16 protein-coding genes and 1 pseudogene are annotated in these 14,597 nt (G+C 67.4%); 12 read left to right on the top strand and 5 right to left on the bottom strand.

The window, feature by feature from the left end; translation table 11 throughout:
* Positions 1 to 471 precede the first annotated feature (471 nt).
* The 8 genes and pseudogenes from BLV97_RS19640 (at position 472) to BLV97_RS19610 (ending at position 7,844) form a co-directional block, all read left to right on the top strand.
* On the top strand, positions 472 to 1,419 hold the full coding sequence (locus BLV97_RS19640) for an ABC transporter permease (protein WP_035840663.1): 948 nt from the start codon (positions 472 to 474) through the stop codon (positions 1,417 to 1,419).
* Positions 1,420 to 1,421: 2 nt separating this feature from the next.
* Positions 1,422 to 2,231 (top strand): ABC transporter permease, encoded by an 810-nt coding sequence (locus BLV97_RS19635; RefSeq protein WP_092164211.1) that lies wholly within the window; start codon positions 1,422 to 1,424, stop codon positions 2,229 to 2,231.
* A complete protein-coding gene (locus BLV97_RS19630; RefSeq protein ID WP_092164210.1) occupies positions 2,228 to 3,811 on the top strand; it encodes an ABC transporter ATP-binding protein in 1,584 nt (527 codons plus the stop codon). The genes BLV97_RS19635 and BLV97_RS19630 overlap by 4 nt, the downstream gene beginning before the upstream one ends.
* Positions 3,804 to 4,121 (top strand): annotated as a pseudogene (locus BLV97_RS21685) (GNAT family N-acetyltransferase); the annotation flags it as partial. The gene BLV97_RS19630 and the pseudogene BLV97_RS21685, both read left to right, overlap by 8 nt.
* A gap of 123 nt (positions 4,122 to 4,244) precedes the next feature.
* Entirely contained in the window at positions 4,245 to 5,708 is a 1,464-nt protein-coding gene (locus BLV97_RS19625) for an aldehyde dehydrogenase family protein (protein WP_035840638.1), read from the top strand.
* Positions 5,709 to 5,718: 10 nt separating this feature from the next.
* Positions 5,719 to 6,459 carry a glucose 1-dehydrogenase gene (locus BLV97_RS19620; RefSeq protein WP_035840635.1) on the top strand — a complete coding sequence of 247 codons (741 nt, stop codon included), beginning with the start codon at positions 5,719 to 5,721 and terminating at the stop codon, positions 6,457 to 6,459.
* Positions 6,460 to 6,498: 39 nt separating this feature from the next.
* Positions 6,499 to 6,849, top strand: a complete 351-nt coding sequence (locus BLV97_RS19615) for a cupin domain-containing protein (protein ID WP_035840632.1) — start codon at positions 6,499 to 6,501, stop codon at positions 6,847 to 6,849.
* Positions 6,849 to 7,844, top strand: coding sequence for a P1 family peptidase (locus BLV97_RS19610; RefSeq protein ID WP_035840628.1), 996 nt, complete (start codon positions 6,849 to 6,851; stop codon positions 7,842 to 7,844). Before BLV97_RS19615 ends, BLV97_RS19610 begins: the two co-directional genes overlap by 1 nt.
* A gap of 37 nt (positions 7,845 to 7,881) precedes the next feature.
* Here the strand turns inward: BLV97_RS19610 and BLV97_RS19605 are convergent, their stop codons facing one another.
* Positions 7,882 to 8,709 carry an LOG family protein gene (locus tag BLV97_RS19605; RefSeq protein ID WP_035840625.1) on the bottom strand — a complete coding sequence of 276 codons (828 nt, stop codon included), beginning with the start codon at positions 8,707 to 8,709 and terminating at the stop codon, positions 7,882 to 7,884.
* Between the two features lie 103 nt (positions 8,710 to 8,812).
* Here BLV97_RS19605 and dapD point away from each other — a divergent pair, with 103 nt between their 5' ends.
* The 4 genes from dapD to BLV97_RS19585 all read left to right on the top strand — a co-directional run bounded on the left by dapD (position 8,813) and on the right by BLV97_RS19585 (position 10,808).
* A complete protein-coding gene (gene dapD / locus BLV97_RS19600; protein ID WP_035840622.1) occupies positions 8,813 to 9,649 on the top strand; it encodes a 2,3,4,5-tetrahydropyridine-2,6-dicarboxylate N-succinyltransferase in 837 nt (278 codons plus the stop codon).
* 31 nt (positions 9,650 to 9,680) lie between these two features.
* On the top strand, positions 9,681 to 9,926 hold the full coding sequence (locus BLV97_RS19595; protein WP_035840619.1) for a GlsB/YeaQ/YmgE family stress response membrane protein: 246 nt from the start codon (positions 9,681 to 9,683) through the stop codon (positions 9,924 to 9,926).
* A 9-nt stretch (positions 9,927 to 9,935) separates the two neighbouring features.
* A complete protein-coding gene (locus BLV97_RS19590) occupies positions 9,936 to 10,274 on the top strand; it encodes a hypothetical protein (protein ID WP_035840617.1) in 339 nt (112 codons plus the stop codon).
* A gap of 84 nt (positions 10,275 to 10,358) precedes the next feature.
* Complete coding sequence (locus BLV97_RS19585) at positions 10,359 to 10,808, top strand: carboxymuconolactone decarboxylase family protein (protein ID WP_035840615.1); 450 nt, start codon at positions 10,359 to 10,361, stop codon at positions 10,806 to 10,808.
* Positions 10,809 to 10,897: 89 nt separating this feature from the next.
* Here the strand turns inward: BLV97_RS19585 and BLV97_RS19580 are convergent, their stop codons facing one another.
* The 4 genes from BLV97_RS19580 to BLV97_RS19565 form a co-directional block, all read right to left on the bottom strand.
* On the bottom strand, positions 10,898 to 11,443 hold the full coding sequence (locus tag BLV97_RS19580) for an AAA family ATPase (RefSeq protein WP_035840612.1): 546 nt from the start codon (positions 11,441 to 11,443) through the stop codon (positions 10,898 to 10,900).
* Positions 11,444 to 11,767: 324 nt separating this feature from the next.
* The gene (locus BLV97_RS19575; RefSeq protein WP_035840609.1) at positions 11,768 to 12,718 is read right to left on the bottom strand and encodes an MBL fold metallo-hydrolase; all 951 of its coding nucleotides are present in this window, start codon (positions 12,716 to 12,718) and stop codon (positions 11,768 to 11,770) included.
* Between the two features lie 10 nt (positions 12,719 to 12,728).
* Positions 12,729 to 13,985, bottom strand: coding sequence for a fumarylacetoacetase (gene fahA / locus BLV97_RS19570; RefSeq protein WP_092164209.1), 1,257 nt, complete (start codon positions 13,983 to 13,985; stop codon positions 12,729 to 12,731).
* A gap of 75 nt (positions 13,986 to 14,060) precedes the next feature.
* Positions 14,061 to 14,597: homogentisate 1,2-dioxygenase domain-containing protein (locus BLV97_RS19565; protein ID WP_143037589.1), on the bottom strand; the 537-nt coding region annotated here is incomplete at its 5' end.

Genomic DNA, 14,597 nt, shown 5'->3' with positions numbered 1-14,597 from the left:
CTTGCGTTTCGACATCTCTGATCTCCTTCTCGTCGAAGATCAGCAGACTGCAAATCGTAGCTTATGTCAGTGTCCGAATTTCGGGGGGTAGCTCAGCGGGCGAAACGTCTTCGCGACACGCAACTTGCGCATCGGCAAGTGAGGCCGGTACCTATTCCGTCGAGTGAGGATTTTGACCAAGCGGTGGAGGACTTCTTTCGCGAGACTTCTGTATTGGTCAATGGTCTTATGAGTCTGGTTCAAGGAGTAGCATGTGATCTGAGCGAGGCCGCAGAAGTGTATGCCTTCTATGCCAAGTGTTTTTGGACCACCGTTGGCAAAAAGAGCATGGCTCCCTGTGATGCTGCGGAACCCGGAAAAGTGTCGGGAACGGAACTCGCACCAGGAAACTCGGCTTGATCTCGCCTGCTCCTGCCCCTCTTTACCCCTTCGGTGCCGACGCTTAGGCTCGCGCCGACCAAGGGGCTGACGATGCTGCGCTACCTGATCTCACGGCTGATCTCGCTGGCGCTGAGCCTGGTGCTGGCCAGCATCGTGATCTTCGCGGTGCTTCAGGTGCTGCCGGGCGATCCGGCCAGCTTCATGCTGGGGCTGAACGCCAGCCCCGACACGGTGGCGGCGCTGCGCGAACAGCTGGGGCTGACCGGCCCCGCGCCGATCCGGTATCTGCACTGGGTCGCGGGGATGCTGCATGGTGATTTCGGCATCTCCTACACCTATCGCACGCCGGTCGCGGACCTGATCGCGCAGCGTGCGCAGATTTCGGTGCCGCTGACGCTTTATGCCATGCTGCTGACGGTGGCGATCGCGCTGCCCGCCGGCATCCTGGCCGCCGCGCGCCGCGGGCGGGCGGCGGATGTGACGGTGATGGGCGTCACCCAACTGGGCATCGCGGTGCCGAACTTCTGGTTCGCGATGCTTCTGGTGTTGGTTTTCGCGGTGCAGCTGCGCTGGGTCTCGTCCGGGGGATTTCCGGGCTGGTCGGAAGGGATCTGGCCCAACCTGAAGGCGCTGACGCTGCCCGCGATCGCGCTGGCGCTGCCGCAGGCCTCGATCCTGGCGCGGGTGATGCGGTCGTCGCTGATCGAGGCGCTGCATCAGGATTATCTGCGCACCGCCCGCGCCAAGGGGCTGACCCGCGCCCAGGCGATCCGGCACCATGCGGTGCGCAACGCGCTGATCCCGGTGCTGACGATCCTGGGGCTGCAATTCTCGTTCCTGCTGGCCGGCGCGATCATCATCGAGAACGTGTTCTATCTGCCCGGCCTGGGACGGCTGATCTTCCAGGCTATCACCCAGCGCGACCTGATCGTCGTGCAATCGGTGGTGATGCTGCTGGTCGCGGCGGTGATCGTGGTGAACTTCGTCACCGATCTCGCCTATGCCGCCGTCGACCCGCGCCTGAGGAGCCGCGCATGAGGCTGCCGCTGACGCTGATCCTGGGCGCCGCGCTGACTGCCTTCTTTCTGGGGCTTGCGCTGGTGTCGTTCGTCTGGACACCCTATCCGATGGCCGCAATGGACATCGCCGCGAAGCTGACCCCGCCCGGCCCGGCGCATTGGCTGGGCACCGACACCTATGGCCGCGACGTGCTTTCGCAGCTGATGGTGGGGGGGCGCACCTCGATCGCGGTGGCGCTGGTGGCGATGGGGATCGGCATCAGCGGGGGCGTGCCGCTGGGGCTGTGGGCCGCGGCACGGCGCGGCAGCCTGGTGGATGAGGTGATCATGCGCGGCAATGACCTGATCTTTGCCTTCCCCAGCCTGGTCATCGCCATCCTGATCACCGCGATCCTCGGCCCCGGCGCCTTCAACGCGATCCTCGCCATCGGCATCTTCAACATCCCGGTCTTCGCCCGTGTCACCCGGGGCGGGGCGCTGTCGCTGTGGACACTGGATTACATCCGCGCGGCTCAGGTGGCGGGCAAGGGCGGGGCGCGGATCTCGGCCGAGCATGTCCTGCCCAATATCGCCAACCTGCTGATCGTGCAGGGGACGATCCAGTTCAGCCTGGGCATTCTGGCCGAGGCGGGGCTTAGCTATGTGGGCCTGGGCGCGCAGCCGCCGACGCCCAGCTGGGGCCGGATGCTCGCCGACAGCCAGACGATGATCTACACCGCGCCGCTGCTTGCGGTCTTTCCGGGCCTTGCCATCGTGGCAACCGTTCTGGGCCTGAACCTGATCGGCGACGGGTTGCGCGATCTGCTGGACCCGAGGCTGCGCCGCAAATGACCCTGCTTTCCGTCCGCGACCTGAGCCTGCAGATCGGCCGGACCCCGATCCTGCAGGGCGTTTCCTTCGACGTCGCCCGGGGCGAGGTCTTCGGCCTGGTGGGCGAAAGCGGATCGGGCAAATCCATGACGGCGCTGGCGCTGATGCAGCTGCTGCCCCACGGCGCCCTGGCGGCGGGGCGCGCGGATCTGGACGGCACCGATCTTCTGTCGCTGTCCGAGCGGCGCATGTGCGCCCTGCGCGGCAACGAGATCGGCATGATCTTTCAAGAGCCGATGACCGCGCTGAACCCGATGCGCACGATCGGCGACCAGGTGGCCGAGACGCTGGTGATCCACGGCGCCGCCACACGACGCGAAGCCCTGCGCGTGGCGCGCGAAAAGCTTGATCGCGTGGGCCTGACGGCCGGCCGCTTTCCGCTGACCCGGTTCCCGCATGAACTGTCGGGCGGCCAGCGTCAGCGCGTCTGCATCGCCATGGCGGTGGCTTTGCGCCCCAAGCTCTTGATCGCGGATGAACCAACGACCGCGCTGGACGTGACCACGCAGGCGGGGATTCTGGATCTGCTCAAGGGCCTTGTCGCGGAAGAGGACATGGCGCTGATGCTGATCACCCACGATCTGGCCGTGGTGGCGGGCGTGGCCGATCATGTCGCGGTGATGGAACGCGGCCGCATCGTCGAGGCCGGGCGCACCGAGGCGGTGTTTCGCACCCGCGCGCATGACTACACAAGGCGCCTGTTCGCCGCCTCCTCGCATCAGCCCGACCGTGCCGCGCAGGCAACGGAGGCCCCGCTGCTGCAGGTCCGCGCGGCGCGGCGCGACTATCTGCTGCCCCGGCCCTCGCCCTTTGCCGCTTCGCCGAAGCTGACCGCGGTGAAGGATGTCAGCTTTACCCTTCACGCCGGCGAAAGCCTTGGCCTCGTGGGCGAATCCGGGTGCGGGAAATCGACGCTGACGCGCGCGATCCTTGGCCTTGATCCGCTGCAGGGCGGAGAGATCCTGCTGAAGGGCGCGCCGGTCGGGCCCAACATGCCCCGGGCGCAGCGCGCGGGCGTTCAGGTGGTGTTCCAGGACCCCTACGGCAGTTTCGATCCCCGCCACAAGGTCGCGCGGCTGGTGGCCGAACCCTTCCACCTGGCCCCCGCGCCGCAGGCTGAACAGCGCGACCGCGTGGCCGAGGCGCTGGCCGCCGTGGGCTTGGCGTCTGCGGACGCCGACAAGTACATTCACGAATTCTCCGGCGGCCAGCGCCAGCGCATCGCCATCGCCCGCGCGCTGATCATCCGCCCCGAACTGATCGTGCTGGACGAGGCCGTGTCGGCGCTCGACGTGCGGGTGCGCGCCCAGATCCTCGATCTGCTGGCCGATCTGCAGGGCCGCTTCGGGTTGTCCTATCTGTTCATCAGCCACGATCTGTCGGTCGTGCGCGCGGTGACCGACCGGGTGCTGGTGATGCGCGCGGGCGAGATCGTCGAGGAAGGCCGGACCGAGGCCGTCTTCAACGCGCCCACCCATCCCTACACGCGGGCGCTGCTTTCCGCGACGCCGCGCATTCCCGAGGGCTGGATCGATGGCTGAGGTCCGGCTGCTTCCCGCCGCGGCGGCGCAACAGCCGCTGATCCGCCGGATGGTGGCCGACTACCTTGACGAGATGGGGCTGGAGGCGCCGATCGCGCGCGGTTCCGTGCCGCTTTACTGGCGCGAGGCGGGGCGCTGGCCGTTTCTGATCCGGGCGGACGAAGCGACGGTGGGATTCGCCCTTGTGCGCCGCGATGCGGAGGGGTTTGTTGAACTGGCCGAATTCTCGGTCCTGCCGGCGCATCGCAACCGGGGTCTGGGCGCGGCGGCGGCGCGGGCGGTGTTCGCGCGCTTTCCCGGGCGCTGGCGGCTGAAGGCGGTGCCTGGGGCTGCGCGTTTCTGGGACCGGACGCTGCGGGCGGCGGGCTTTGCCGCCAGGGATCTGGGCGGCGGATGGCGGGCCTTTACCGTGCCCGGCGGAGGGGAGGAGATCATGGATACAGTAGCAGACCGCCTGGGCGAGCTTTGGTTCGATCCGGCGCAGGTATTCATCGGCGGGGTCTGGCGCGACGTGGACGCGCATCTGCCGCTCGAGGACCCCTCGACCGGGGCCGGGATCGGGCGCATCGCGCGCGGCGGCGCGGCCGAGATCGACGCGGCGGTGCGGGCCGCGCGGGTCGCGCTGGACGGCGCCTGGGGCCGCACGACGGCGGCCGAACGCGGCCGGATCCTTGCGCGGATCGGGCAGATGGTGCTGGCGCGGGCGGACGATCTGGCGGCGCTGGAGGCCTCGGACGTGGGCAAGCCGCTGAAACAGGCGAAGGCCGACGCGCTGGCGCTGGCGCGCTACATGGAATTCTACGCCGGTGCCGCCGACAAGGTGATGGGCGAGACGATCCCCTATCTGGAGGGCTACACCGTCTACACGCTGCGCGAACCCCATGGCGTGACCGGCCATATCGTGCCCTGGAACTACCCGATGCAGATCATCGGGCGCTCGGTGGGTGCGGCGCTGGCGATGGGCAATGCCTGCGTGCTGAAACCGGCCGAAGAGGCCTGCCTGACCGCGCTTGCCTTCGCCCGGCTGGCCGAGGCGGCGGGCCTTCCGCCCGGCGCGCTGAACGTGGTGCCGGGGCTGGGAGAGGAAGCCGGCGCGGCGCTGACCGCGCATCCCGGCGTCAACCATATCAGTTTCACCGGCTCGGTCGGCGTGGGGCGGCTGGTGCAGGTGGCGGCGGCCGAGAACATTGTGCCGGTGACGCTGGAACTGGGCGGCAAGAGCCCGCAGGTCGTCTTTGCCGATGCCGATCTGGACAAGGCGCTGCCGTTTCTGGTGAACGCGGGCATCCAGAACGCGGGGCAGACCTGTTCGGCCTCGTCCCGGATCCTGGTCGAGCGGCCGCTTTACGATCGGGTCGTGGCGCGGATGGCGCAACGCTACGCGGCGCTGAAGGTGGGGCCCGCGCGGGCGGATCTGGATGTGGGGCCGCTGATCTCGGCGCGGCAGAAAGAGATCGTCGAGGGCTTTCTGGCGATGGCTTCGGGCGCCGAGGTGGTGGCGCGAGGCCAGATCGCGGGCGATGCGCCGGCGGGCGGGCATTACGTTGCGCCCACGCTGATGGCGGGGCTGTCGCCCGATCACAGGCTGGCGCAGGACGAGATATTCGGCCCGGCGCAGGTGATCCTTCCGTTCGAGGATGAGGAAGAGGCCGTGGCGATCGCCAACGGCACCGATTACGGGCTGGTGGCAAGCATCTGGTCCGAGAACGGCGGCCGCCAGATGCGGCTGGCGAAGCGGCTGCGAGCGGGGCAGGTGTTTGTCAACAATTACGGCGCCGGCGGCGGGGTGGAACTGCCCTTCGGCGGCACCGGAAAATCGGGCCATGGCCGCGAGAAGGGGTTCGAGGCGCTTTACGGCTTCTCGACCCTCAAGACGGTCGCGGCGCATCACGGCTAGGAGGATGGCGATGAGACTTGCGGGCAAATCGGCGGTGGTGACCGGGGCGGGATCGGGCTTTGGCGCGGGGATCGCGCGGGCCTTCGCGCGCGAGGGTGCGAAGGTCATGGTGGCCGATATCAACGAGGCCGCCGCGCGCCAGGTGGCCGACGAGATCGGCGGCGTGGCGCAGGTCGTGGATGTGGCGCGGGGTGACAGCGTCGCGGCGATGGCCGAGGCGGCACAGGCGGCCTTCGGCCGGGTGGATATCCTGGTCAACAATGCAGGCGTCACCCATCTGCCGGCGGCGCTGGAGGAGGTGAGCGAGGTCGATTTCGACCGCATCCTGGGCGTCAATGTGAAGGCCGTCTATCTGACCGCGCGGGCGTTCGTTCCGGCGATGAAGGCGGCGGGGGCGGGGGCGATTCTGAACATCGCCTCGACCGCCGGGGTCAGCCCGCGACCGCGGCTGAGCTGGTACAATGCCTCGAAGGGCTGGATGATCACCGCGACCAAGGCGATGGCGGTGGAGCTGGCGCCCTTCGGGGTGCGGGTGAACGCGCTCAATCCGGTGGCGGGCGAGACGCCGCTTTTGAAAAGCTTCCTGGGCGAAGACACGCCCGAGATGCGGGCGAAGTTCTTGGCGACTATTCCGCTGGGCCGGTTCTCGACGCCCGAGGACATGGGCCATGCGGCGCTGTATCTGTGTTCGGACGAGGCGAGCATGGTGACCGGCGTCGCGATGGAGGTGGATGGCGGTCGCTGTATCTGAGGCCGCGTGCGTATTTTGGGAACAATGAAAGGGCAAGGCATGGAAGCGGTGAACCTGGCCGGGAAGCTGGCAATGTTCGACAGCCACTGGGATCCGCATGTGGTGGCGGGGTTCAATGGCAACGACATCATGGTGGTGAAGGTGCAGGGCGAGTTTCCGCTGCATTCCCATCCCGACACCGACGATTTCTTCCTTGTCTTGGAGGGCGAGATCGAGCTGGACGTGGGCGACGAGACGGTGGTGCTGCGGGAGGGGGAGTTGTTCGTCGTGCCGGCGGGGGTGATCCATCGGCCGCGCGCCGCGAAGGAGGCGAAGCTGCTGCTGATAGAGCCGAAGGGGACGCCGAACACCGGCGACCCGACCACCGCGTCCGCGAAGCCGAGGATCTGATGCGCCCGGGGCCGCGCAACCTGATCACCGATGTCGCCGGGTTGCGGGTCGGCAATGCCGAGGACGCGCGGGTGAAGACCGGCGCCACCGTGCTGCTAGGCGCGGCGCCGTTCACGGCAGCCGTACATGTGATGGGCGGTGCGCCCGGCACGCGCGAGACCGATCTGCTGGCGCCCGACAAGCTGGTGCAGGAGGTCGATGCGCTGGTGCTTTCGGGGGGATCCGCCTTCGGGCTGGATGCGGCCTCGGGCGTGGCCGACGGGCTGCGCGCCATGGGGCGCGGGTTCCAGGTGGGTGATCAGCGGGTGCCGATCGTGCCCGGGGCGATCCTCTTTGATCTGACCAATGGCGGCGACAAGGCCTGGGGCGAGAACCCCTACAAGGGGCTGGGCCGGGCGGCGTTGGCGGCGGCGGAGGAGGATTTCGCGCTGGGCAGCGCGGGCGCGGGGTTCGGGGCCACGACGGCGGTGTTGAAGGGCGGGCTGGGATCGGCCTCGGCGGTGCTGGGGAACGGGATCACGGTGGGCGCATTGGTGGCGGTGAACGCGGTGGGGTCGGTCACCGTGGGCGAGGGGCCGCATTTCTGGGCCGCGCCCTGGGAATTGGAAGCCGAGTTCGGCGGGCTGGGGCCGGCATCCGCCTATCCCGCCGCGCAAGAGCCGCAGCCGGTGAAGCGCATGGGCGAGGCCACCACCATCGCCATCGTCGCGACCGACGCGGCGCTGAGCCAGGCGCAGTGCCAGCGGTTGGCGACCGCGGCCCATGACGGCATGGCGCGGGCGATCGTGCCCAGCCATTCGCCGTTCGACGGCGATCTGGTCTTTGCCGCAGCGACCGGGGCAAGGCCGCTGGCCGATCCGCTGGCCGACCCCTTCGTGCTGGGACATGCCGCGGCCGCGTGCCTTGCGCGCGCCATCGCCCGGGCGGTCCATGCGGCGCGGCCCGTGCCGGGGGATCTTCAGCCAAGCTGGGCCGCATTGCACGCACGCCGATAGGCGCCCGGATCGGCTGGCGCGGCGGCGGTCGGGACGTTCAGCAGCCCTGCCCGCCGTTCCAGCCGTCCATCACCGCCAGGGCCTCTTCGGCGGTCTCGACATAGGTGAAGAGGTCAAGATCCCCGGGCGCGATGGTTCCGGCCTCGACCAGCGCGTCCCAGTTGATCAGCTTCTGCCAGAAGGCGCGGTTGAACAGCAGGAAGGGGATGCGCTTCATCCGTCCGGTCTGGATCAGGGTCAGGGCCTCGAACATCTCGTCCAGCGTACCCATGCCGCCGGGAAACACCGCCACCGTGCGCGCCCGCATCAGGAAGTGCATCTTGCGGATCGCGAAATAGTGGAAGTTGAAGCACAGATCGGGCGTGACATAGGGGTTCGGCTCTTGCTCGTGCGGGAGCACGATGTTGAGGCCGATCGAGATCCCGCCCACGTCCTGCGCGCCGCGATTTCCCGCCTCCATGATGCCCGGGCCGCCGCCGGTGCAGATGACGAACTGACGGTTCTGGTGGGTCATGGACCGCCGGGTGACGCATTGCGCGAAACGCCGCGCCTCTTCGTACCAATGGGTCAGGGGCGCGGTCGAGGGGCGCTTGGGCGGCTGCTTGGCGTCGGGTGCCGGCACACGGGCCGATCCGAACAGGATCACCGTCGACTCGATGTCGCGCTCTGCCAGCAGGGTTTCGGTCTTTTGCAGCTCCAGCATCAGGCGCACTGGCCGCATGTCGTCGCGCAGCAGGAAATCGCTGTCGGCATAGGCCAGCCGATAGGAGGACGAGCGCCCCTGCGGGGTATTGGGCGACTCGCGGGCATGGCGGATATCCTCGCCTGCGTCGCGAAACTGGCTGACGCGGTGCTCGTCGGTCATGTGGATCCTCCCCTGTCGCGGCCCTGGTCCGCATTGCGCGGGGCCTTCGCCTCGTCTATAGCCAACGCCGCAAGAGAGCCAGACCCGCACGGAGAACGCCCCCATGACCGCCACGCCGAACGCCGCATTGGAAGCCACCATCGAAGCCGCGTGGGAGGCCCGCGACGGCATCACCCCGGCAACCAAGGGAGAGGCCCGCGACGCCATCGAGGCGACGCTGAGCGCGCTGGACGGCGGCACGCTGCGCGTGGCCGAACGCCGGGCCGACGGCCGTTGGCATGTGAACCAATGGGCCAAGAAGGCGGTGTTGCTGGGCTTTCGCCTCAAGGACATGGAAATCCAGTCCGGCGGCCCGCAGGGCGGCGGCTGGTGGGACAAGGTGGACAGCAAGTTCGCCGGCTGGGACGAGGCCGCCTGGCGCGCCGCGGGCTTCCGCGCGGTGCCGAACTGCGTCGTGCGCCGGTCGGCCTTCATCGCCAAGGGCGTGGTGCTGATGCCGTCCTTCGTGAACCTCGGCGCCTATGTCGACGAAGGCACGATGGTGGATACCTGGGCGACCGTGGGATCCTGCGCGCAGATCGGCAAGAACGTGCATCTGTCGGGCGGCGTCGGCATCGGCGGCGTGTTGGAGCCGATGCAGGCCGGCCCCACGATCATCGAGGACAATTGCTTCATCGGGGCCCGGTCGGAAGTGGTCGAGGGCGTGATCGTGCGCGAGGGCTCGGTTCTGGGGATGGGCGTCTATATCGGCCAGTCCACCAAGATCGTCGACCGCGAGAGCGGCGAGGTGATGTATGGTGAGGTGCCCGCGGGTTCGGTCGTCGTTTCGGGGTCGATGCCGTCGAAGAACGGGGTGAACCTGTATTGCGCGGTGATCGTGAAGCGGGTGGATGCGCAGACCCGTTCGAAGACCTCGATCAACGAATTGCTGCGCGACTAGGGCGGCGGCGCCACCAACGCGGGAGGTGAGCATGGGATTGGGACTTCTCGCATCGATCGTGGTCGGCGGCTTGGCGGGCTGGATCGCCTCGGCTCTGATGAAGGCGCGCACCGGGCTGCTGGCCAATATCGCGCTGGGGATCCTCGGCGCGGTGGTGTTGAACTGGCTGCTGGCGCAGATCGGGATCTACGCGCGCGACGCCTGGCTGCCGCAGCTTGTCGTGGGTGTGGCGGGGGCGGTGCTGCTGATTGCGGTGTTCCGCGCGATCCGGCGCTAGGGGGATCCGATGACCGAAGAGAAACCCGCCAAACCCCGGCGCGCCCAGCAGGTCTTTACCCTGCTGGTCGAGGTCGGCCGCGCCCCCGGCGACGGGCTGCCCGACGGTGCCACCGGGGCGGGCCTGCTGTGCTATGCCTCGGGCGTCGACGAGGCCGAGGCGGTGCGCGAAACCGTGGCCCTTCTGAAGACCGCCGAGATGGCACCGCTGGATGTCACGGGCTACGGCACCCTGGCCGACCGCCGCGCTGCGGGCGAGGAGATCGGCGATGAGGAAATCGCGCTGATGGAGCGCGCGCTGGCCGAGAATTCCGTCATCGTGGCGCAGGTCCAGGCCTACCAGGATTAGCCGCCCGCGCCGCCGTCATGTCGCATCCGGGCTTCAGATACGCCAGCGGATCGGTGTAGAGTTCCGGTAAAGGGAGGCGTGACGATGAGCGAGAGACTGTCCTATTTCAAGGCATCGCCCAAGGCAATCAGCGCGATGCGCGCGCTGGAAGTGGCGATCACCCAGCTGACTATCCCGCCGGACCTGCGAGAGTTGATCCGGATGCGGGTGTCGCAAATCAACCGCTGCGCCTTCTGCCTGAACATGCACGCGCCCGATGCCCGCGCGGCGGGCGTGTCGCAGCAAAAGCTCGACGTGCTTGCCGCCTGGTGGGAAAGCCCCGTCTTCGATGCCCGCGAACGCGCCGCGCTGGGCTGGGCCGACGCGCTGACCCGGATCGAGACCACGGGCGCGCCGGATGACGCCTATGAGGCGCTGGCGGCGGAATTCGACCCGCAGGAGCAGGTGGATCTGACGCTGGTGATCAACACGATCAACGCCTGGAACCGCTTCGCGGTGGGCTTCCGCACGGTCCATCCTTTGCGCAAGGAGTGAGGGGGCAACACATGCCAGCCCTTTGTAGTAATGGCGGGTGCGAGAAGCATGAAGGATTGAAGCGCGATGAGCGTTTCGAGCCCGAACGGTCAGGAAAGACGTTCCAGAACGAAATTCGTCCGCGCCTCGACATCGATCTTCGGCAATATGATAGTTTCGTATCCTAGCCGATCGAAGGCAGCGAGCAATCGACGGTATTCGAGGATGCCGTCCTTCATATTGTGTCGCCGCTCGTTGTCCTGCTTGTAGATTTCAGGCCAAGGCGGGGTCAGGAAAACCCGCCGATGAAAGGGATCCTGCCCGCCGAGAATCCGCGAGGCGGCAATTCCCGTTGCGTGCTCCAACGCGATAGCAGCGTCGATCAGCCCTCGGTCAAAAAAGACCCAGCCTTGCGTACCTTTCACGCACGCGCGATCACGGGATGCCATGTCGAAAGCCTTCCGGGCAAACGCCTCGGGATCAACCCATGGAAGTGCGCTGCCTTCGCTGCGAATTTCCTCCGCGACGATCCTTCGGCCTGGCTCCTCGATGAACTCGAAACCTCTCCGCCCCAGTTCGGCCAGTAGCGTCGATTTGCCCCCGCCTGAGCAACCAGACAGAATGACATGCCGACTGGGTGTTTCTTCGCGCGTCATGCCTTCCTCCGGCGTTTGCTCATCTGCGTATGGTGCCGAGACGCGTGGGCTTCGTCCGCTAAGCGGGCATCCGTCGCGGGCCGCTCCCGATGGTTTTTTCGGAAACCGCTGTTTAACAGGTGGCTACAGAGCGTTCGACCCCACGCATCATTCGCTACTGCAAGGGACGCGCAATTCCTGAGGTGGCCCCGTTTCCGCCCGCTGCGTGCCGCAGACGCCCACCCCGCTCACGCCGGGGGCCGGGCGTGGCATGTCCGGGGCTCCGCCCGTTCGCGCCTCAAACGCTCCACCGGAGCGTTTACTGGCCGAAGGCCGGACCGGTGCTCACCCTTGCAGCGCCTCCCACATTTCCTTGTCGCGCTGGGCGGTCCAGATGCGCGGCGTGTCGATGCCGCGCGCCTCGTCATAGGCGCGGGCCACGTTGAACGGCAGGCAATGCTCGTAGATCGCGTAATCGGCGAATTTCGGGTCGCATTCGGCGCGCACCGCGTCCCAGGCCTCTTTCAAAGACCCGCCGCGCGCCGCCACCCTGGCCGCGGGGCGGAAGGTCGAATAGACGAAATCGCGGGTGTTCTCGATCGCCTCGGTCACTTTCGCCGCGCCGACCAGCGCGTCGCCCCGGCCGGGCGCGATGCTGGCGGGTTCGAACGCCGCGATGGTGTCGAGCGTCGCGCCCCAATCGGCGAAATGGCCGTCGCCGCAATAGCAGGCCGAGTGATATTCGACGATGTCGCCGGTGAACATCACCTCCTGATCGGGCACCCAGATCACCGCGTCGCCGGCGGTATGGGCGCGGCCCGGATGCAGGATGTCGACGCGGCGCCTGCCCAGATAGACAGTCATCGCATCCGAGAAGGTCATCGTCGGCCAGGTCAGGCCGGGGATCTCTTCATGACCCTGGAAAAGGCGGGGGAAGCGGGCGAATTCGCTGTCCCAATCCTCCTGGCCGCGCTCGACCACCTGGGCGCGGGCGGCATCGGACATGATGATCTCGCCCGCCCCATAGGCGCTGGCGCCCAGGACCCGTACCGCATGATAATGGGTCAGCACCAGATGGCTGATCGGCTTGTCCGTCACGCCCCGCACGCAGTCGATCACCTTGCGCGCGAGCCGCGGCGTTGCCTGCGCCTCGACGATCATCACGCTCTCGTCGCCGATGATGACGCCGGTGTTCGGATCGCCCTCGGCGGTGAAGGCGTAAAGCCCTTCGCCCACCTTGTCGAAACTGATCTTCTTCTCGCTCAGGTCGCCTTGCGACGCGAATGCCTTGGCCATGTGGTCCTCCCTATTTCGCCCAATCCGGCAGCGCCATCGCCGCCACGACCTTGCCCGAACATTCCCCGAATCCGATCCGGTAACCCGGCCCCTGCGCCACGCCACGCAGGGTCAGCGTATCGCCATCTTCCAGAAAATTCCGCACCCCGCCCGAGGCAAGCTCCAACGGCTCCTTGCCGCCCCAGCTTAGCTCCAGCAGGCTGCCGCGGCTTTCCCGCACCGGACCCGAGATCGTCCCCGAGCCCAGAAGATCGCCCACATTCATCGGACAGCCCGAACTGGTATGATGCGCCAGCTGCTGGGCCGAGGAATAATACATCTCGCGGTAATTGGTGCGCGAGATCACGCTTTCCGCGCCGCCCTCGGGCGTTAGCGCCACTTCCAACGCGATGTCGTAAAGCATCGGCCCGGGCTCGCGCAGATAGGGCAGCAGTTCCACCTCCCGCGCCGGTCCCGCCACGCGGAACGGCTGCAACGCGGCGGCCATCACGATCCAGGGGCCGATCGTCGTCGCGGTGGCCTTGGCCTGGAATGGGCCCAGCGGCTGATACTCCCAGGCCTGGATGTCGCGCGCCGACCAGTCGTTGAGCAGCACATAGCCGAAGATCATCGCATCGGCCTCGGCCACGCTGACCGGCCCGTCCGAGGCCTGGCCGACGATCGCCCCCATCTCCAACTCGAAATCAAAGCGTTTGCAGGCTCCGAAATAGGGCCGCTCGGCCTGGGGCGGCTTCAACTGACCCAGGGGGCGGCGCACCTCGGTCCCCGAGACGACGATAGACGAGGCGCGCCCATTGTAGCCGATCGGCATGTGCAGCCAGTTCGGGGGCAGCGCGTTGTCGGGGCCGCGGAACATCGTGCCCACGTTGAAGGCATGGTTCCGCCCGGCGTAGAAATCGGTGTATTCCGAGACCAGGAAGGGCAGGTGCATCTCGGCGTCCGCCTGCGCGTAAAGATGCGGCAACAGCGGCCCCGGATCGGCCCCCTCGGCCAGCAATTCCACCATCCGCGCCCGGAAGGCGGCCCAGGCTTCCGGCCCCGCCTCCATCAGCTCGTTCCAGAACGGCACGTCGAGAAGCGGCCCGCCCGGCAGGTCCAGAAGCCCCGCCTCCTCCAGCGCCGCCACGTCGACGATCCGGTCGCCGATCGCCACCCCGCAGCGCGGCTCCTCCGCGCCGACCGAGAACACCCCCAACGCCAGATTGTTTAGCGGAAAATCACAAGTGGCGGAATTCGCGCTTCCCACCCAACTTCGCATCAAGGCCATTGCCTGCCTTTCATTGTTCCAGAAATACGCCGGGGTGCGGGGCAGCGCCCCGCGCCTCCCCTCTCAACCCGAAACCTATTTCACCCCCGGCGTGCCGTCGAATGTCTTCTCGAGGCTGTCCCAGCAGTCGATGTAATCGTCCTGCAACGGCGCCTCGTTGGCGGCGAAATCTGTCAGGTGCTGCGGGAAGCGGGTCTCGAACATGAACTGCATGGTGTTGTCCTGCTTCACCGGCACCATCGCCTCGGTCGAGCCATGCTCGAACGCGCCCCGGTCGGGGCCGTGCGGCAGCATCATGTTGTGCAGGCTCATCCCGCCCGGCACGAAACCCTTGGGCTTCGCGTCATAGATGCCGTGGATATTGCCCATCAGCTCGGACATGATGTTCTTGTGATACCACGGCGGGCGGAAGGAATGCTCGGCCACCATCCAGCGCTCGCGAAACAGCACGAAATCGATATTCGCGGTGCCCGGCTGGCCAGAAGGTGCCGTCAGCACGGTGAAGATCGACGGGTCGGGATGGTCGAACAGGATCGCGCCCACCGGCGCATAGGTGCGCAGGTCGTATTTGCAGGCCGCGTAATTGCCGTGCCAGGCCACCACATCCAGCGG

The organism is Allgaiera indica, assembly GCF_900106675.1.
In the GTDB taxonomy this organism is placed as follows: domain Bacteria; phylum Pseudomonadota; class Alphaproteobacteria; order Rhodobacterales; family Rhodobacteraceae; genus Acidimangrovimonas; species Acidimangrovimonas indica.
Note: the sequence above shows the minus strand (reverse complement) of the source record. Positions and strands in the feature narration are given on the sequence as shown.